This is a genomic window from Bacillus glycinifermentans (assembly GCF_001042475.2).
Taxonomy (GTDB): Bacteria; Bacillota; Bacilli; order Bacillales; family Bacillaceae; genus Bacillus; species Bacillus glycinifermentans.
Map to the genome: position 1 here is coordinate 35,409 of NZ_LECW02000011.1, position 19,931 is coordinate 55,339.

Here is a 19,931-nt window from a genome sequence, read left to right on the forward strand (position 1 = left end):
TCATCTTTCGTTATAATGGCAAGCAATGAATAATCCAGTGGGAGATGAGAGCATGGAAAAAGCGGAAAGAAGAGTTAACAGCCCGATGGCGGGGCCTCTTGTTCAAAAAATGTATGCATGGTTCGGCAAAATGGCAAAGCTCATGATGCAGCACTTGTATTCGCTCTTTTTTTATAAAGGGCTGATTTATATGGTCATTGGTTTTTTATTGGGACGAGCCTTCATTTTGTCAGAGGTTATTCCCTTTGCTCTTCCATTTTTCGGAGCAATGCTTTTGATCAAAAAGGACAAGGCCCTCATGGCATGTCTGGCGCTGCTGGCGGGCGCATTAAGCATATCCCCGCAGCATTCCCTGTTCGTTCTCGCGGCGCTAGTATCATTTGCGGTATGCTCAAAAATGACCTCTCTTATTATAAAAGACCGTGTCAGGACATTGCCTGTTGTCGTTTTTTTGGCGATGTCGCTGACAAGGTGCGGCTTTGTTTACGCTCAATACGGAACGGTCTCAGGCTATCATTACATTATGGCGTTTGTCGAAGCCGGATTATCGTTTATTTTAACGCTGATTTTTTTGCAAAGCCTGCCGATCGTTACGTCTAAACGTGCGAAGCATTCATTGAAAATCGAAGAGATCATTTGCTTTATGATTTTAATTGCATCTGTTCTCACCGGGCTTACGGGGGTTTCGTTTCAAGGCATGCAGGCTGAACTGATATTGGCCCGTTATGTCGTGCTGACTTTCTCGTTTATCGGCGGAGCCAGCATCGGCTGTACAGTAGGGGTTGTGACCGGGCTGATTCTCAGCCTTTCGAATATCGGAAACCTATACCAGATGAGCCTGCTCGCTTTTTCCGGCCTGCTTGGCGGCCTGCTGAAAGAGGGTAAAAAAGCGGGGGCGGCGGTCGGCCTGCTGATTGGCTCTTTGCTGATTTCCCTTTACGGCGGGGGCTCGGCCGAGCTTGTACCGACACTGTATGAATCGCTGATCGCGATCGGGCTGTTTCTGTTAACACCCCAGTCGATTACAAAAAAAGTGGCCAAGCATATTCCGGGAACGACCGAGCATGCGCAGGAGCAGCAGCAATATGCGAGAAAAATCCGCGATGTCACGGCTCAAAAAGTCGATCAGTTTTCAAGCGTGTTTCACGCTTTATCTGACAGTTTTTCTACATTTTACCACACCGTTCCTGAGGATGAAGTGAAAGAGAAGGAAATCGATTTGTTTTTAAGCACGGTGACAGAACATTCCTGTCAATCATGCTATAAGAAAAATAAATGCTGGGTGCAGAACTTTGATAAAACATATGATTTAATGAAGCGGGTTATGCAAGAAACGGAAGAAAAGCAATATTATAAAAACCGCAAGCTGAAAAAAGAATTTCACCAGCACTGTTCAAAATCAAAACAGGTTGAAGCGTTGATAGAGGACGAGCTGACTCATTTTAGAGCCAATCAGGCTTTAAAACAAAAGGTTCATGACAGCAGGCGGCTTGTTGCCGAGCAGCTTCTCGGCGTTTCTCAGGTGATGGCCGACTTTTCTCGGGAAATAAAAAGGGAAAGGGAACAGCATTTCATCCAGGAAGAACAAATCAGGGAAGCGCTCCAGCATTTCGGCGTTGAAATTCAGCAAGTTGAAATTTACTGCCTTGATCAAGGAAACATTGACATCGAAATGAGTATTCCGTTTTGCAACGGGCACGGGGAATGCGAAAAAATCATTGCGCCGATGCTTTCCGATATTCTTGAAGAGCAGATTATCGTCAAGGCAGAACAATGTGCCGGCCACCCGAACGGATACTGCCATGTCGCCTTCGGCTCAGCGAAATCGTACCGCGTGATAACGGGTGCAGCCCATGCGGCGAAAGGCGGCGGCCTTGTCTCCGGCGACAGCTACAATATGATGGAACTCGGAGCCGGCAAGTATGCCGCGGCCATCAGCGACGGCATGGGAAACGGTGCAAGAGCGCACTTTGAAAGCAATGAGACGATTAAGCTTCTGGAGAAAATCCTTCAGTCGGGAATTGACGAAAAAGTAGCGATTAAGACGATAAACAGCATTCTGTCGTTAAGAACGACCGACGAAATTTACTCGACGCTGGATTTATCGATCATCGACCTCCAGGATGCAAGCTGCAAGTTTTTAAAAATCGGTTCAACGCCGAGCTTTATTAAGAGAGCGGATCAAATCATCAAAGTCCAGGCGAGCAATTTGCCGATCGGCATTATTTCTGAGTTTGACGTTGACGTCGTCAGCGAACAGCTAAAAGCCGGTGACATTTTGATCATGATGAGCGACGGCATTTTTGAAGGACCGAGGCATGTGGAAAACCACGATCTCTGGATGAAAAGGAAGCTGAAATCGCTCAAAACCGAAGACCCTCAGGAAATCGCAGATTTAATTATGGAAGAGGTGATCCGGACGAGATCGGGGCTCATCGAGGACGATATGACGGTGATCGTCATCAGAATAGACCATAATACGCCGAAGTGGGCCTCAATTCCTGCACCTGCTTTTTTCCAAAAGAACCAAGAGATTTCTTAGCATTCGTATAAATCAGATTTCTTCTGGCGATGATGGAATTAAAGATATCTTTGTCCAGGAGGAATCGCAATGAAAAAGGGGCACTTAAATCAAATCCTGCTGATTACCGACGGCTGTTCAAACCGCGGTGAAGATCCGCAGGCCATGGCAGCCTTTGCGAAAGAGCAGGGAATAACCGTGAATGTAATCGGAATTATGGAAGAAAATACAATGGATCAAGAAGCAATGAAGGAAGTCGAAGGTATCGCTCTCGCCGGAGGCGGCGTTCATCAGGTGGTTTATGCCTCGCAGCTGTCGCAGACGGTGCAGATGGTCACGAAAAAAGCGATGACCCAAACACTCCAAGGCGTTGTGAACAATGAGCTCAAACAGATTCTCGGAAGACATGCAGAAATGGATGAACTGCCTCCTGATAAACGCGGCGAGGTTATGGAAGTCGTTGATGAACTAGGAGAAACCGTTCATTTACACGTCCTTGTGCTTGTTGATACGAGCGCCAGCATGAACCCGAAGCTGCCGACGGTCAAAGAGGCTTTGATCGATCTGTCCATCAGTCTGAATTCCCGGATCGGCGAAAACGAATTTGCGATGTTTATATTTCCCGGGAAAAAACAAGAGGTCGAACTCGTGCTTGATTGGACGCCAAAGTTTGAATCCCTTTCCTCAATATTTTCGAAGCTTGCCGCCGGGGGCATTACGCCGACAGGGCCGGCAATCCGGGAGGCTATTCAGCATTTTAAAAAAATCGGCTCGAGAAGGAGCATGTTAGAAGATGATGAAAGACGCTTCGACGAGTTTGGCGGGTAATCTAAAGCCGGGTTCAACCATTGTTGGAAAGTGGAACAATCATTCCTATAAGATCATCAGACAGCTTGGAAAAGGGGCTAATGGCGTTGTTTATCTGGCCGATTCCAAAGGAGGCCGCGTGGCGTTGAAAGTAAGCGATGACAGCCTGTCGATTACCTCGGAAGTGAATGTTCTCAAATCTTTCTCAAAGGCCCAGGCAAGAGCAATGGGGCCTTCTTTTTTTGACGTGGACGATATGCATGTATCGGGCGGCGGCAAAAAACTTTCATTTTACGTTATGGAATATATAGAGGGGCCGCTTCTTTTGCGTTATATCGCCGAAAAAGGGGAAGAGTGGATTCCTGTACTGATCAGCCAGCTTCTGTCCAATTTATCCATCATCCACCGCGAAGGGTGGGTATTTGGAGACTTAAAACCTGAAAATCTGATCGTAACGGGGTCCCCGGCAAGAATCCGCTGCATCGATGTCGGGGGAACGACAAAAAAAGGCCGGGCAATCAAGGAATACACCGAGTTTTTTGACAGGGGATATTGGGTGTGCGGGACACGCAAGGCCGAACCTTCGTATGATTTGTTTTCCGTTGCGATGATCATGATAAATTGCGCGGTGAAAAAAGAATTCAAAAAAACCGGAAATCCAATGAGCCAGCTTCTTTCAGTCATCGACAGCCATCCGTTTTTAAAAACCTACAAAACGGTTCTGGTATCGGCTTTTAAAGGAGCATACAAAACGGCTGATGACATGAAGAAGGGCCTGCTTGAGGCCGGCCGCCCCGACGGCAGCGAAAGGCTGCGTTCATCAAGAACCGGATATGCTTCTTCTGTGTCGGCTCCGCCGAATAGCGCGGCACAAAGGAGGCCGGCCGTGTCGCGCCAGCAGATGAGAAGCGGTCGCAAACTGAAAAGGAAGCGCCGGAAATCCGGGGGCATCTTTGAAACATTGCTGATTGTCGTCAGCGTCCTCGCCTTTTATTTTGCGTATATCGTTCTCTTTTTTATGTGAGCGGATTATCCGGCGATAGCTCTTCTTTGCAGGGAATGATTGAAAGTGTTAGGATATTTATATCTTTTGAAATACACCCTGCTTTTAGTGGGAGGACATCGTGAAAAGTATTGAAAAGTTTATGAAAAAAAACGATCTGTCTTTTGACGAAGTGACAATCATTGCAGGAGTCTCCGGAGGGCCTGATTCGATGGCTCTGCTTCATGCGTTGAAATATACGATTCCTGCTTCGGCAACACTGATTGCCGCACACGTCGATCACATGTTCAGAGGCGCTGAGTCTGAACAGGACATGCGGTTTGTACAGGAATTTTGCGAAGCGGAGGGCATTCTTTGCGAGGCGCTGCAGATTAACGTTCAAAAGTATGCCGCCGAAAAAAATCTCAACAAACAGGCAGCGGCAAGGGAACTGCGCTTTCGCTTCTTTAAAGACCAGATGGAAAAGCACCGTGCGGAATATTTGGCCCTCGCTCATCATGGGGATGATCAAATTGAGACGATGCTGATGAAATTGGCGAAGGGAACCATCGGCTTAGGACTAGCCGGCATCCGGCCAAAGCGGCGATTTGGAGAGGGATGGCTGATCAGGCCGTTTCTCGGTCTTTCCAAGGAAGACATTTTGGATTACTGCAAGGCGAATCATGTACCGTTTAGAACGGATCCGAGCAATGATGAAGATGATTATACACGGAACAGGTTCCGGCATCATGTTCTCCCTTTCTTAAAGGCGGAGTCGGAAGATGTCCATAAGCGTTTTCAAACAGTCAGCGATTCGCTGGCTGAAGATGAAATATACTTACAGGCATTAACGAAAGATAAAATGAATACAGTAATCACAGACAAGTCGAGTTCCAGCGTCAAGATCAGCGTTGAACGGCTTCTTGAACTGCCTTTGCCTTTACAAAGAAGAGGAGTTCAACTAATATTAAACTATCTTTATGAAAACGTTCCATCTGCGTTTTCAGCCCATCATATTAAAGTCCTTCTGGAATGGATTTCAAAAAAAGATCCATCCGGTTCGCTTGATTTTCCAAATGGGTTAAAAGTGGTCAAATCTTATCATACATGTTTGTTTACATTTCACCCGTTGCAATGTGAAAACATTTCCTATCATTATGAAATAAGCGGAGCAGACGAAGAAGACCTGATGCTTCCGGGCGGCTTCTCTCTTCATGTGACGAGACAAGGCAAAGATCTTACTTTGAAAGGAAATGATGTTTTTGCAACAAGTCCAAAGCAGGTTCATTTCCCCCTTTATGTGCGGACAAGGCAAAAAGGGGACAGAATCAAACTTAAAGGGATGAACGGCTCAAAAAAGGTAAAAGATATATTTATTGATGAAAAAGTGCCTCTTGCAAAAAGAGACAGCTGGCCCATTGTGACAGACGCGGAAGGAAGGATTATCTGGATACCGGGTCTGAAAAAAACCGATTTTGAGGAACTTGATGTTACAAACAATGATCGCATTGTATTACAATATAGACAGCATGAAAAGTGTAGGGGGCTAGCAAAGAATGAAACACGATATTGAGAATATTTTGATCTCCGAGGATGAGATCCAGCAGAAAGTCAAGGAGCTCGGCGCTTCCTTAACGGAAGAGTATAGCGACAAGTTCCCGCTGGCCATCGGTGTATTGAAGGGGGCCATGCCATTTATGGCTGACCTTATCAAGCATATTGATACTTACTTGGAAATGGATTTCATGGATGTATCAAGCTATGGCAATTCCACGGTATCTTCCGGAGAGGTTAAAATCATTAAGGATTTGGATACGTCTGTAGAGGGCCGTGACATCTTGATTATTGAAGACATCATCGACAGTGGGCTGACTTTGAGTTATCTTGTAGAGCTTTTCCGATACCGCAAGGCGAAGTCGATTAAGATTGTTACCCTTCTTGATAAACCGAGCGGACGCAAGGCGGATATCAAAGCGGACTACGTCGGTTTTGAGGTTCCGGATGCTTTCGTTGTAGGATACGGTCTTGACTATGCGGAACGCTACCGCAATTTGCCTTACATCGGAGTGCTAAAACCGGCGGTTTATGAAAGCTGATTGGGTAAGGGATATCTGTTGTATTGGAACGATTTTCTATGATACTATTGAACATAGTTGTGCTTACTGTGGGAGGAGGTAAGGAATGAATCGGGTCTTCCGTAATACCATTTTTTATTTACTTATTTTATTAGTTGTGATCGGAGTTGTGAGCTACTTCCAAACCGCAAATCCGAAAACCGAAAATATGACGTACAGTGACTTTGTTTCAAACCTTGAAAACGGGAAGGTTACTAATGTTTCCATGCAGCCTGTGAGAGGTGTGTATGAGGTCAGAGGGCAGCTGAAGAATTATGCCAAAGACCAGTATTTCCTGACCCATGTACCTGAAGGACGCGGGGCAGACCAGATTGTTGCCGACGCTAAGAAAATGAAGGTACTGGTTGAACCTGCTCAGGAAACGAGCGGATGGGTGACCTTCTTTACCACCATAATCCCTTTTGTTATTATCTTCATTCTTTTCTTCTTCCTGCTTAATCAGGCTCAAGGCGGCGGAAGCCGTGTCATGAACTTTGGTAAAAGCAAGGCGAAGCTCTATACCGAAGAAAAGAAACGCGTCAAATTTAAAGATGTGGCAGGAGCGGATGAGGAAAAGCAAGAGCTGGTAGAAGTCGTTGATTTCCTGAAAGATCCGCGCAAATTCGTTGAGCTCGGAGCGAGAATTCCAAAAGGCGTGCTTTTAGTCGGACCTCCGGGAACCGGTAAAACATTGCTGGCGAAAGCTTGTGCGGGTGAAGCGGGCGTGCCTTTCTTCAGCATTAGCGGATCAGACTTCGTTGAAATGTTCGTCGGGGTCGGTGCATCCCGTGTGCGCGACTTGTTTGAAAATGCAAAGAAGAATGCGCCGTGTCTGATTTTCATCGATGAAATTGATGCCGTCGGACGCCAGCGGGGAGCCGGCCTTGGCGGCGGTCACGATGAACGTGAACAAACGCTGAACCAGCTGCTTGTCGAAATGGACGGATTCAGCGCCAATGAAGGGATCATTATTATCGCTGCGACAAACCGCGCCGATATCCTGGACCCTGCATTGCTGCGCCCGGGACGCTTTGACCGTCAAATCACGGTTGACCGTCCGGATGTTAAAGGACGTGAAGCTGTCCTGAAAGTACATGCGAGAAATAAACCGCTTGACGAATCGGTAAACTTAAAAGCGATTGCGATGAGAACGCCTGGATTCTCAGGTGCGGATCTTGAGAACCTTCTCAATGAAGCGGCTCTTGTAGCGGCCCGTCATGACAAAAAGAAAATCGACATGACTGACATTGATGAAGCGACAGATCGTGTCATTGCAGGTCCTGCCAAAAAAAGCAGGGTTATTTCCAAAAAAGAACGCAATATCGTGGCATATCACGAAGCGGGTCACACCGTCATCGGCCTGGTGTTGGACGAAGCCGATATGGTGCACAAAGTAACGATCGTTCCCCGCGGCCAAGCGGGCGGTTATGCCGTCATGTTGCCTAGGGAAGACCGTTATTTCCAAACGAAGCCGGAGCTTCTTGATAAAATCGTCGGCCTGCTTGGAGGGCGCGTATCTGAAGAGATTACCTTCGGTGAAGTCAGCACGGGAGCCCATAACGACTTCCAGCGTGCTACGAACATTGCAAGACGGATGGTAACGGAATTCGGTATGTCCGAAAAACTTGGTCCGCTTCAGTTTGGACAGTCACAAGGCGGTCAGGTGTTCTTAGGCCGCGACTTCAACAATGACCAAAACTACAGCGATGCGATCGCGTACGAAATCGATAAGGAAATTCAGCGTATCATTAAAGAATGTTATGAACGTGCGAAAGAGATCCTGACCGAGAAACGCGACAAACTTGAACTGATCGCTCAAACATTGCTGGAAGTTGAAACGCTCGATGCTGAGCAAATCAAGCATCTGTACGAAAACGGAAGACTTCCTGACCGCGATGTTTCAGCTGATGATGAGAAAACAGATGACGTGAAAGTGAACATCAACAAACGAGAAGATCAAGAGAAAAAAGAGGATGAAAAAGAGTAACCGGCTCGCTTTCCATTCTTGAAAGAAAAACTGCCAAACATTGCTTTTGGCAGTTTTTTTGTTTTCCGTTCGGACATCGGTTTCCCCGGACAGTTTTGATTCGTTTACAAAAAGAATCGGCATCGTGTATTGTATGATGGTAGAATGTTTTATGTCCAAGTAAGAGAAACTAGTCAAAAGTGGTGATCAGATGTTACTTGTTATAGATGTGGGAAATACGAACACCGTCCTCGGTGTATATCATAACGGAGAGCTCGAATATCACTGGCGGATCGAAACGAGCCGCCATAAAACAGAGGATGAATTCGGTATGCTCATTCGTTCTTTATTTGATTATGTGGGATTGATGTTTGACCAAATTGAAGGAATCATCATTTCTTCCGTTGTCCCGCCGATCATGTTCGCGCTCGAAAGAATGTGCACCAAATATTTTCACATCGAACCGCAAATTGTCGGTCCCGGCATGAAAACGGGATTAAATATCAAATACGATAATCCGAAAGAAGTCGGGGCAGACCGCATCGTAAATGCTGTGGCGGCCATTCATCTCTACGGAAGCCCGCTGATCGTGGTTGATTTTGGAACGGCGACAACGTACTGTTATATTAATGAGCGCAAGGAATACATGGGCGGAGCGATCGCACCCGGTATTACGATATCGACCGAAGCCCTTTATTCGAGAGCTGCCAAGCTTCCGAGAATTGAAATTGCCCGGCCGGATAACATCATCGGCAAAAGTACGGTCAGCGCGATGCAATCCGGCATTCTTTACGGCTATGTCGGACAGGTCGAAGGCATTGTCAAACGGATGAAATGGCAGTCGCGGCAAAATCCGAAAGTAATTGCGACAGGCGGTCTTGCATCATTGATTGCCGATGAATCCGACTGCATCGATGTCGTAGATCCGTTCCTTACGTTAAAAGGGCTGGAACTGATTTACGAACGGAATCGCGTTGAAAGTGTTTAGGAGGATGACAATGGATTATTTAGTAAAAGCCATAGCGTATGACGGCAAAGTCCGCGCATATGCAGCGAGAACGACAGAAACAATACATGAAGCGCAAAGGCGCCACAATACATGGCCTACGGCCTCTGCCGCTTTAGGCAGGACGATGACGGCGGCCGTGATGCTCGGCTCGATGCTGAAAGGCGAAGATAAGCTTACGGTTAAAATCGAAGGGGGCGGGCCGATCGGGGCCATCGTCGCCGACGGGAACGCAAAAGGTGAAGTAAGGGGATATGTCTCAAATCCGCACGTTCATTTCGATTTGAATGAACAAGGGAAGCTTGACGTCAGAAGAGCGGTCGGAACTTCCGGGACATTAAGCGTCGTGAAAGACCTCGGGATGCGCGAGCTGTTTACGGGCCAGGTTGAGATCGTTTCCGGGGAGCTCGGCGAGGATTTTACGTATTACCTCGTTTCGTCCGAGCAAGTTCCGTCATCCGTAGGCGTCGGCGTTCTCGTCAATCCCGACAATACGATTTTGGCAGCAGGCGGGTTTATCATTCAGCTGCTCCCGGGTACTGACGATGCAACCATTACAAAGCTTGAAACCAATTTATCAAAAGTGGAGCCGATATCTAAGCTGATTCAAAAGGGCCTTACACCTGAAGAAGTACTTAGCGCTGTCTTGGGAGAGGAACCGGAAGTGCTTGAGACAGTTCCCGTCCGCTTTGCGTGCAATTGTTCGAAGGAGCGCTTTGCAAGAGGGATTATCGGACTTGGCAAACAGGAGATTCAGGCGATGATCGATGAAGACGGCAAGGCTGAAGCGCAATGTCATTTCTGCAATGAAACGTATTTGTTTACAAAGGAAGAGCTTGAAGCGCTTCTAAATGAGATATAATACCCGCTACCCGTTAGCGGGTCTTTTACAATAAGGAAAGGGGAGAAACAAATTTGAAATCAAGACTGGTGCCGATCGTATTGGGTGCACTTTTCGTCAATTGCATTGTAATCGCATACGTCCTTACAAAATCGATGACGGCTTCTTCTTCATCTGCTCAGGAGGTTATTGCCAATATTGGCAATAACGAAATTACGAGGGAAGAATGGCTGAGTAAAATGGAAGAGCGGTATGGGAAATCAACATTGGAGGATATGATTAATGACCGGGTCGTCGACCGGCTCGCCGAAAAAAACAAAATCAGCGTCTCTAAAGACGAAATCGACAGGGAATTTCTTCTGATCAAAGCCGTATACAATTCTTTTTACGAAGATGAAGGCACGACGGAAAAAGAGTGGAGAGAGCAAATCAGGCATAATATCCTTCTTGAAGAATTGCTGACGAAAGATATCGTCATTTCTGACAACGAATTAAAATCGTTTTACCAAAAAAACAAGGACTTATACACATTCGATGATTCTTACCGGCTGAAGCACATCGTTGTAAAAGAAAAAAGCGAAGCCGAGCGGGTTTTAAAAGAGTTGAAGGACGGTTCAAGCTTTGAAGCCGCCGCCGCGGAACACTCGACAGACCGGTATACGGCTCCATATGGAGGAGACCTTGGATTCGTCAACGAACAGCGGGATAACGTCCCTTCAGAATACATAGAGACGGCCAAACGTCTAAAAGACGATCAATGGACGACAGAGCCGCTTAAAGTCAGCCAAGGCTACGCGATCGTCCTGCGAAAAGAAAAGCTCGACGGGCGGACATTTACATACGATCAAGTAAAGGACCAAATCCGAAGACAGATTGCCATGGATCAATTAGGAGACAAAGCGTCGGTCAAAACGCTTTGGAAAGATGCGGATGTTTCGTGGTTCTATGACCGAAAAAATAAAGATTGACAAAATATTTTGATATTGATAAATTATTTATAATCCCAATAAAAATACTCGGAAATTGAGGTGTTCATAATTGGTTCGCGTTGCAAACTCTGTTTATGACTTAATTGGAAATACACCGATCGTAAAATTAAATCGACTAGCCGATGAAGACAGCGCTGATGTATATGTAAAACTGGAGTATATGAATCCGGGAAGCAGTGTAAAAGACCGGATTGCGCTTGCGATGATCGAAGACGCTGAAGAAAAAGGCCTTTTGAAAGAAGGAGACACCATCATTGAGCCGACAAGCGGAAATACGGGAATCGGCCTGGCGATGGTTGCTGCCGCAAAAGGCATTAAAGCGATTCTCGTCATGCCTGATACGATGAGTTCTGAACGCCGCAACCTTCTTCGCGCTTACGGTGCTGAGCTCGTGCTGACGCCGGGTGCGGAAGGCATGAAAGGGGCCATTAAAAAGGCGGAAGAGCTTGCGAAAGAGCACGGCTATTTCATGCCGCAGCAATTCAACAACCCTGCGAATGCCGAAATTCACCGCCGTACGACAGGCCGAGAAATCGCCGAGCAATTCGGCGATGAAGGTCTTGATGCGTTCATCGCAGGTATCGGTACAGGCGGAACGATCACAGGTGCAGGAGAAGTGCTGAAAGAAAAACACCCTTCCATCAAAATATTCGCGGTTGAGCCGACGGACTCGCCGGTTCTTTCCGGAGGAAAACCGGGTCCGCATAAAATACAGGGAATCGGAGCCGGATTCGTTCCTGAGATTTTGAATACCGATGTTTATGATGAAATCATTACGGTTAAAAATGAAGAAGCCTTCGAATATGCCCGCAAAGCAGCGAAAGAAGAAGGAGTGCTCGGCGGAATTTCTTCAGGTGCTGCGATTTTTGCCGCGCTTCAGGTCGCCAAAAAGCTTGGAAAAGGCAAAAAAGTGCTCGCGGTGCTTCCGAGCAACGGAGAAAGATACTTAAGCACGCCGCTTTATCAATTTGAATAAATACGGAAAGCCATAGGCCGTCGACATTGTCGGCGGTTTTTTGTGTTTTCGCGGTTTTTTACGTATTGGAAACGAAATTCTCTTTTCCTAGAAAAAAGAGATGCTTTACAATAGGGACAGTAGAATAACGGCAGAGGAATGATTACGATGAGACAACGAAGGCCCGTAGCTAGAACGTTTCCTTTTTCCAATGAGCGTTTTTTACAGCGGTATGAGCACCTTTCCAAAGGGAAAGAACATCATGTTCTTCTGGAAAGCGCCAGAGGCGGCGAATACAGTATTGCCGGCATTGACCCTGTGGCCATAGCGAAAGGAAAAGATGGCATCACAACGATCCATTATAAAGGGGAGACCATATTCAAAGAGGGAGATCCGTTTTTGCAGTTCACAAGGTGGTTTCAAACGCTGAAAACGGAGACGGTTGCAGATTTTCCAGATTTTCAGGGAGGGGCTATCGGCTTTTTAAGCTATGATTATGCCCGGTATATTGAAAAATTTAAGCTCCTGTCAATCGATGATCTGCAAACGCCTGATTTATTTTTTCTCGTGTTCGACGATTTGGCCGTTTATGATCATGCAAAGGAGCAGCTTTGGCTGATCACCCACACCGAAGAGGACGAGCTCTCCGCAGCTTATGAGAAGCTGGATCTGCTTGAAAAGATGTGGAAATTGGAGGACAGCGAAGCGGTAAAACGTGAAAAGCCCGCTGAAAACAAGGGCGCAACATTTGCTTCATCGTTTACCGAAGCCGGTTTTTCACAAGCCGTGGAGAAAATAAAGCAATATATTGCAAGCGGAGACGTCTTTCAGGTTAACCTCTCTTTGCGGCAGTCAGAAAGGCTGTCGGCACCGTCATTTGACGTCTATAAAATGTTAAGGGAAGTGAATCCGTCACCTTACATGGCCTATTTGGAAACGCCCGATTTTCAAGTGATTTGCGGATCGCCAGAACTGCTCATTAAAAAGAAAGGGTGGCTTCTTGAAACAAGGCCGATCGCAGGGACGAGATCCCGGGGAAGAGATGAGGCAGAGGATGAATCGCTTGCAAACGAACTGATCATGAATGAGAAAGAACGCGCGGAACATGTCATGCTTGTTGATTTGGAGCGAAATGACCTTGGAAGAGTGTCAAAATACGGTTCCGTGCGCGTCAATGAATTTATGGTGATTGAAAAATACTCCCATGTGATGCACATTGTGTCAAACGTGTGCGGGGAAATAAGAGATGAGTGCGACGCCGTAGACGTAATCCATGCCGTGTTCCCGGGAGGAACGATTACCGGGGCGCCGAAGGTCAGGACGATGGAAATTATTGAGGAGCTTGAGCCGACGCGGCGAGGGCTTTATACTGGTTCTATAGGATGGTTCGGATATAATCAAGATATGCACTTTAATATCGTCATCCGGACGATCTATGTTAAAGCAGGCCATGCGTTCATGCAGTCGGGAGCGGGAATCGTCATCGATTCAAACCCTAAGCATGAATACAAGGAATCGTTCAAAAAGGCCATAGCGATGAAAAAGGCGATAGAGCTGAGTGAAGAAGAGAAAAAAGAGCAGAGGAGAGTTGAGAAATGATTTTAATGATCGACAATTATGATTCGTTTACGTACAATTTGGTTCAGTATTTAGGAGAGCTTGGCGAAGAGCTTGTTGTGAAGCGGAATGATGAGATCGCGCTCGCGGATATCGAAGACATGTCCCCTGACTTTCTGATGATTTCACCTGGACCGTGCAGCCCGGATGAAGCAGGGATCAGCCTTGAAGCAATCCGGTTTTTTGCCGGGAAGATTCCGATTTTCGGCGTCTGTCTCGGACACCAGTCGATCGCTCAGGTCTTCGGCGGCGACGTGGTCAGGGCGGAACGTTTGATGCACGGGAAAACATCCGAGATTTTACACGACGGGTTAACGATCTTTAAAAATCTTGAAAACCCGCTGACCGCCACCCGATATCATTCACTGATCGTAAAGCCTGAAACGCTGCCTGAATGCTTTGTCACATCAGCATGGACAGAAGAAGGGGAAATCATGGCGATCAGGCATAAGGAATTGCCGGTTGAAGGCGTGCAATTCCATCCGGAGTCCATCATGACCTCCTTTGGAAAAGACATGCTGAAAAACTTTATTAAGACATACCGAAAGAAAGTGAATGCATGATCATTTACCTGAACGGTCAATACTTGGAGGAGGGGGAAGCGAGACTTTCTCCGTTTGACCACGGTTTTCTATATGGAATCGGTGTTTTTGAAACATTCCGCCTTTATGGAGGGAAGCCATTCCTCTTGAAACGGCATTTGGAACGGCTTGAAAAATCAGTAAGTGATCTGAAAATCGAAGTTTCGCTCACGAAGGATGATGTAATGGACGTGCTGACCAGGCTTCTGGAGCTGAATCAGCCGCCAAACGGAGATGCGAGGGTCCGCCTGAATGTATCCGCGGGACCCTCTCCGTCAGGGCTTTCTGCCGATTCGTACAAACAGCCCGGCGTCATGGTGATCATGAACGCCTTTGACCCTTCAGCTGTGCCGGCTGAAATTGAAGGGGTTGTGCTAAACGTCCGCAGAAATACGCCGGAAGGCCTGTTTCGCCTGAAATCCCATCATTTTTTGAATAATTTATACGGAAAAAGAGAAATCGGAAATGATCCGTTAAAAGAGGGGATCTTTCTGACGGACGGCGGAGCTGTTGCCGAAGGAATTGTTTCCAATGTTTTTTGGACAAGAGACGGATGCGTGTATACACCATCACTCAAGACAGGGATTTTAGACGGAGTGACAAGACGCTATATCATGGAGTGCCTTGAAAAAATGGATGTTGACGTCAGGCAGGGGGAATACCCGTTGGAACATCTGCTTGGTGCGGATGAAGCCTGGATGACCAATTCCGTTCAGGAAATCGTGCCTTTTCGGAAAATCGGCAATGCCCTATTTCCGGGAAAGGATGGAAGCCTGACAAAAAGTCTGCAAGAGGTATACACTAACGATAGAAAAAGCATCAAAGACTATAAATGATCTAAAGGGTGAAGGATATGGCGCCGCAAACATTGGCCCGTTCAAAACAGTTGATTGCAAAACACCATACGTTGTCATATGAAGACAAAACGTTGATTATGGGGATTTTAAACGTGACTCCTGATTCGTTTTCAGATGGAGGGAAATACAACAGCATAGATCGCGCTTTGATTCATGCAAAACAAATGATAGAAGACGGCGCACATATCATTGATATCGGAGGAGAATCAACAAGGCCCGGCTCAGTCGAGGTTTCTGCCGATGAAGAACTGGAAAGGGTCATACCTGTTATTGAAAAGCTGGTTCAGGAAATCGATGCGCCGATTTCGATAGACACATATAAGGCCTGCGTCGCGGATGAAGCGATAAAAGCCGGGGCTTCTATCATCAATGACGTCTGGGGGGGCAAGGCAGATCCGGACATGGCGACGGTCGCTGCTTCTCACGATGTGCCGATTATTTTAATGCACAATCGCCATGAGCGGAATTATAAAAATTTGATACCGGACATGATTTCTGATTTGATGGAATGCGTCAATCTTGCAAAAGCCGCCGGCGTCCCGGACCATCACATCATCTTGGATCCGGGGATCGGATTTGCGAAAACGTTTAAGGACAACCTTGCCGTCATGAACCAGCTCGAAGCGTTCTGCAATTTGGGGTATCCGGTTTTATTAGGGACTTCGCGCAAAACATTCATCGGCCGCGTTTTGGACCTTCCGCCTGAGGAGAGGGCAGAAGGTACGGGGGCGACGGTATGCCTGGGAATTCAAAAAGGATGCGACATTGTCAGGGTTCACGATGTCAAGCAAATCTCAAGAATGGCGAAAATGATGGATGCCATGATTGATAAAGGAGGCGCTTATCATCGATAAAGTTTATGTTGAAGGCATGGAGTTTTACGGGTATCACGGCGTTTTCGAGGAGGAGAACAAACTCGGCCAGCGATTTCGCGTCGATTTGACGGCCCATCTTGACCTGAGTGAAGCGGGGAAAACCGATCGTATTGATGCGACCATTAATTACGCTGAGCTGTATAAGCTTTGCAAAGAGGTCGTGGAAGGAGAGCCGGTCAACCTTGTCGAAACCCTTGCGGAAACAATAGCAGGGCGCGTGCTCAAACAATTTCAGACGGTTCAGGAATGCACCGTGAAAGTGATAAAACCCGATCCGCCGATACCCGGCCACTATAAATCCGTAGCTATCGAAATGACGAGAAAGCGGACATGACACATACTGCATATATAGCGCTGGGCTCCAATATCGGCCAGCGGGAAGAATATTTAAAAAAAGCCGTCGCTCTCCTTCATCAGCATCCGTACGTGACGGTTACCGACGTGTCTTCGATTTATGAAACAGATCCCGTCGGGTACACCGATCAGGATCTATTTTTAAACATGGCGGCAAAAGTCAGGACGTCTCTTTCTCCGTTTGAATTGCTCGATTTGACGCAAAGCATCGAAAATGAGCTCGGCCGGACCCGCGAGATCAGATGGGGTCCGAGAACGGCAGACCTTGACATTTTGCTGTATAATCGTGAAAATATTGAGACAGAGCAACTCACAGTTCCTCATCCGAGAATGCATGAACGTATGTTTGTACTCGTCCCGCTGCTGGAGATTTATCCGGATTTTGAGGGGTCTTGTGATCATGCAAAAAATCGAGAAGGTGTAAGGATATGGAAACGGAAATCTGGGGTAGACGAATTCGTGCGTACAGAAAGCTGAAAGGTTATACTCAAGAAGGGTTTGCAAAAGCGCTCGGTATATCCGTTTCTGTACTCGGCGAGGTAGAACGGGGAAATCGTATGCCGTCGGAAAGCATGCTCAGGGATGTAGCCAATACGTTAAATATAACAGTGGAGGAATTATCTCCATCAGAAGAATAAGAAAGGAGGACTCAAAATGTTTAAAATCGGTGATATTGAATTGAAAAACAGGGTTGTGTTAGCGCCGATGGCCGGGGTGTGCAACTCCGCTTTCCGCCTGACAGTCAAAGAGTTCGGAGCGGGCCTCGTGTGCGCCGAAATGGTAAGCGACAAAGCGATCCTCTATAATAACGCAAAAACGATGGGAATGCTTTACATCGATGAACGCGAAAAGCCGCTCAGCCTGCAAATTTTCGGCGGTGAAAAGGAAACGCTTGTCGAAGCCGCAAAGTTTGTTGATCAAAACACGACAGCTGATATTATTGATATAAACATGGGATGTCCGGTACCGAAAATTACAAAATGCGATGCGGGAGCCAAATGGCTGCTCGATCCGAATAAAATTTACGAAATGGTTTCTGCCGTTGTCGAATCCGTGAATAAGCCCGTTACGGTCAAAATGAGAATGGGTTGGGACGAAGATCACATCTATGCGGTTGAAAATGCGAAAGCCGTTGAACGCGCAGGCGGAAAAGCGGTGGCTCTTCACGGCCGGACCCGCGTTCAAATGTATGAAGGAACGGCGAACTGGGATATCATCAAAGAAGTGAAGCAGTCTGTCTCAATCCCTGTCATCGGCAACGGTGACGTAAAAACGCCTCAAGATGCCAAACGCATGCTTGATGAAACAGGGGTGGACGGCGTCATGATCGGCCGTGCCGCTTTGGGTAATCCGTGGATGATTTACCGTACGGTTCATTACCTGGAAACGGGCGAGCTGAAAGATGAACCGAAAGTGCGCGAAAAAATGTCTGTCTGCAAGCTTCACCTCGACCGTTTAATTAAGCTTAAAGGAGAGCATGTAGCGGTTCGCGAAATGAGAAAGCATGCAGCTTGGTATTTAAAAGGCATAAGAGGAAACGCAAAGGTCCGGAACGAAATCAACAATTGTGAAACAAGAGATGAGCTTGTTCAACTGCTGGATGCGTTTACGATTGAAGCCGAGGCAAAAGAGCTTCAGGATGCAAAAGTAGGATAAATCCGACCTCTGCTCACTGCCAGTTTTCACTGGCAGTTTTTCTGCTTTTTTCCTGAAAGAATAAAAGTAACGGAGTGATACTGATGAGTCATGAAGAGCATAATCATGAAGAATTGAACGATCAACTGCAAGTCAGACGGGAAAAAATGAGTCAACTAAGGGAGAGCGGCAAAGATCCGTTCGGTCAGCGTTTTGACCGCTCGCATCAATCAGGCGAACTGATCGACCTGTACAACGGGTTTTCAAAAGAAGAGTTAGAGGAGAAAGCAATTGAAGTCACCATTGCAGGACGGATGATGACAAAACGAGGCAAAGGGAAAGCCGGGTTTGCGCATATTCAGGATTTGCAAGGTCAAATTCAGATTTACGTAAGAAAAGACAGCGTCGGTGAAGAGCGGTATGAGCTGTTTAAAAGCTCCGACTTGGGCGATATCGTCGGCGTCACAGGCGTCATGTTTAAAACGAACGTAGGCGAACTGTCTGTTAAAGCAACATCATTTGACCTTTTAACGAAGGCCCTTCGCCCGCTTCCTGATAAATATCACGGCTTAAAAGACATAGAGCAGCGCTACCGCCAGCGTTATTTGGATTTGATCGTGAATCCGGACAGCAAAAAAACGTTTATTGCGCGCAGCAAAATCATTCAGTCTATGAGAAGATACTTGGACAGCCACGGATACTTAGAGGTTGAAACACCAATGATGCACTCGATCCCAGGCGGTGCGTCTGCCCGTCCGTTCATCACCCATCATAATGCGCTCGATATGCCGCTTTATATGAGGATCGCCATCGAGCTTCACCTGAAAAGGCTGATTGTCGGCGGATTGGAAAAGGTTTATGAAATCGGACGCGTATTCCGCAATGAAGGTGTCTCTACCCGTCATAACCCTGAATTTACGATGATAGAACTGTATGAAGCTTATGCCGACTATAAAGATATCATGAGATTAACAGAAAACCTCATTGCTCACATTGCTGAGGAAGTACTGGGCACTACAACTGTTCAATATGGGGAGCATGAAGTCGACCTGAAACCTGAATGGAAGAGACTTCACATGGTTGATGCCGTTAAGGAATTGACCGGCATTGATTTCTGGAAAGAAGTATCTTTGGCTGAAGCGAGAGCATACGCAAAAGAGCACGGGGTTGAAATTTCTGAGAATATGTCAGTAGGGCATATCATCAATGAGTTCTTTGAACAAAAAGTCGAAGAAACGCTTATTCAGCCGACCTTTATATACGGACACCCGGTTGAAATATCGCCGCTAGCAAAGAAAAATCCGGAAGATCCTCGCTTTACGGACCGATTTGAGCTGTTTATCGTGGGCCGTGAGCACGCGAATGCATTTACTGAACTAAATGACCCTATTGATCAAAAAGAGCGTTTTGAGGCGCAATTAAAAGAACGTGAAGAGGGTAATGATGAAGCCCATATGATGGATGAAGACTTCGTCGAAGCATTGGAATACGGAATGCCTCCGACAGGCGGTTTAGGAATTGGAATTGACCGGCTTATTATGCTGTTGACGAATTCTCCTTCAATCAGGGACGTTTTACTATTCCCGCAAATGAGGCATCGTTAATTTCCCCTAAGCCGAAGCCGCTTTTACAGCGGTTCCGGCTTAATTTAAAACAAATTTAATTTTTTCTTAAAAAAGTATTGCACAATCGTAAATACGGTGGTATATTATTATTCGTTGCCGCGAAACAGGCAATGAAACAAAAAAAGAACTTGAAAAAAGTTCTTGACTTTATATTAGAGATTGGATATAATATAAAAGTCGCTTTGATAAATGATCTTTGAAAACTA

19 protein-coding genes are annotated in these 19,931 nt (G+C 46.6%); all 19 read left to right on the plus strand.

Annotation, left to right across the window (positions count from 1 at the left end):
• Positions 1 to 52: 52 nt before the first annotated feature.
• The gene (gene spoIIE, locus AB447_RS07915; protein WP_048356465.1) at positions 53 to 2,542 is read left to right on the plus strand and encodes a stage II sporulation protein E; all 2,490 of its coding nucleotides are present in this window, start codon (positions 53 to 55) and stop codon (positions 2,540 to 2,542) included.
• Between the two features lie 69 nt (positions 2,543 to 2,611).
• Positions 2,612 to 3,349, plus strand: a complete 738-nt coding sequence (locus tag AB447_RS07920) for a VWA domain-containing protein (RefSeq protein ID WP_048356466.1) — start codon at positions 2,612 to 2,614, stop codon at positions 3,347 to 3,349.
• Positions 3,315 to 4,352, plus strand: coding sequence for a protein kinase domain-containing protein (locus AB447_RS07925; protein ID WP_057957506.1), 1,038 nt, complete (start codon positions 3,315 to 3,317; stop codon positions 4,350 to 4,352). The genes AB447_RS07920 and AB447_RS07925 overlap by 35 nt, the downstream gene beginning before the upstream one ends.
• Before the next feature lie 100 nt (positions 4,353 to 4,452).
• The gene (gene tilS / locus AB447_RS07930) at positions 4,453 to 5,883 is read left to right on the plus strand and encodes a tRNA lysidine(34) synthetase TilS (RefSeq protein ID WP_048356467.1); all 1,431 of its coding nucleotides are present in this window, start codon (positions 4,453 to 4,455) and stop codon (positions 5,881 to 5,883) included.
• Positions 5,867 to 6,406: a hypoxanthine phosphoribosyltransferase gene (gene hpt, locus AB447_RS07935; protein ID WP_048356468.1), complete on the plus strand. Its 540-nt coding sequence runs from the start codon at positions 5,867 to 5,869 to the stop codon at positions 6,404 to 6,406. Before tilS ends, hpt begins: the two co-directional genes overlap by 17 nt.
• 85 nt (positions 6,407 to 6,491) lie before the next feature.
• Positions 6,492 to 8,411: an ATP-dependent zinc metalloprotease FtsH gene (gene ftsH / locus AB447_RS07940; RefSeq protein WP_048356469.1), complete on the plus strand. Its 1,920-nt coding sequence runs from the start codon at positions 6,492 to 6,494 to the stop codon at positions 8,409 to 8,411.
• Positions 8,412 to 8,601: 190 nt separating this feature from the next.
• Entirely contained in the window at positions 8,602 to 9,378 is a 777-nt protein-coding gene (locus tag AB447_RS07945) for a type III pantothenate kinase (protein ID WP_048356470.1), read from the plus strand.
• A 10-nt stretch (positions 9,379 to 9,388) separates the two neighbouring features.
• The gene (gene hslO / locus AB447_RS07950; RefSeq protein WP_048356471.1) at positions 9,389 to 10,258 is read left to right on the plus strand and encodes an Hsp33 family molecular chaperone HslO; all 870 of its coding nucleotides are present in this window, start codon (positions 9,389 to 9,391) and stop codon (positions 10,256 to 10,258) included.
• A gap of 53 nt (positions 10,259 to 10,311) precedes the next feature.
• A complete protein-coding gene (locus AB447_RS07955) occupies positions 10,312 to 11,205 on the plus strand; it encodes a peptidyl-prolyl cis-trans isomerase (protein ID WP_057957507.1) in 894 nt (297 codons plus the stop codon).
• A 70-nt stretch (positions 11,206 to 11,275) separates the two neighbouring features.
• Positions 11,276 to 12,202, plus strand: coding sequence for a cysteine synthase A (cysK, locus tag AB447_RS07960; protein WP_048355678.1), 927 nt, complete (start codon positions 11,276 to 11,278; stop codon positions 12,200 to 12,202).
• 147 nt (positions 12,203 to 12,349) lie between these two features.
• Positions 12,350 to 13,780, plus strand: coding sequence for an anthranilate synthase component I family protein (locus tag AB447_RS07965; protein ID WP_048355679.1), 1,431 nt, complete (start codon positions 12,350 to 12,352; stop codon positions 13,778 to 13,780).
• Positions 13,777 to 14,361, plus strand: a complete 585-nt coding sequence (pabA, locus tag AB447_RS07970; RefSeq protein WP_048355680.1) for an aminodeoxychorismate/anthranilate synthase component II — start codon at positions 13,777 to 13,779, stop codon at positions 14,359 to 14,361. The genes AB447_RS07965 and pabA overlap by 4 nt, the downstream gene beginning before the upstream one ends.
• A complete protein-coding gene (gene pabC / locus AB447_RS07975; protein ID WP_048355681.1) occupies positions 14,358 to 15,215 on the plus strand; it encodes an aminodeoxychorismate lyase in 858 nt (285 codons plus the stop codon). The genes pabA and pabC overlap by 4 nt, the downstream gene beginning before the upstream one ends.
• 17 nt (positions 15,216 to 15,232) lie before the next feature.
• Positions 15,233 to 16,090 carry a dihydropteroate synthase gene (folP, locus tag AB447_RS07980; RefSeq protein ID WP_048355682.1) on the plus strand — a complete coding sequence of 286 codons (858 nt, stop codon included), beginning with the start codon at positions 15,233 to 15,235 and terminating at the stop codon, positions 16,088 to 16,090.
• On the plus strand, positions 16,083 to 16,445 hold the full coding sequence (gene folB, locus AB447_RS07985; protein WP_082634634.1) for a dihydroneopterin aldolase: 363 nt from the start codon (positions 16,083 to 16,085) through the stop codon (positions 16,443 to 16,445). The genes folP and folB overlap by 8 nt, the downstream gene beginning before the upstream one ends.
• Positions 16,442 to 16,942 (plus strand): 2-amino-4-hydroxy-6-hydroxymethyldihydropteridine diphosphokinase, encoded by a 501-nt coding sequence (gene folK / locus AB447_RS07990; RefSeq protein ID WP_048355683.1) that lies wholly within the window; start codon positions 16,442 to 16,444, stop codon positions 16,940 to 16,942. The genes folB and folK overlap by 4 nt, the downstream gene beginning before the upstream one ends.
• Entirely contained in the window at positions 16,894 to 17,103 is a 210-nt protein-coding gene (locus AB447_RS25100) for a helix-turn-helix domain-containing protein (protein WP_046131818.1), read from the plus strand. The genes folK and AB447_RS25100 overlap by 49 nt, the downstream gene beginning before the upstream one ends.
• Positions 17,104 to 17,119: 16 nt before the next feature.
• Positions 17,120 to 18,121: a tRNA dihydrouridine synthase DusB gene (gene dusB, locus AB447_RS07995; protein WP_048355684.1), complete on the plus strand. Its 1,002-nt coding sequence runs from the start codon at positions 17,120 to 17,122 to the stop codon at positions 18,119 to 18,121.
• Positions 18,122 to 18,204: 83 nt separating this feature from the next.
• Positions 18,205 to 19,704: a lysine--tRNA ligase gene (lysS, locus tag AB447_RS08000; protein ID WP_048355685.1), complete on the plus strand. Its 1,500-nt coding sequence runs from the start codon at positions 18,205 to 18,207 to the stop codon at positions 19,702 to 19,704.
• The last annotated feature ends 227 nt before the right edge of the window (positions 19,705 to 19,931 follow it).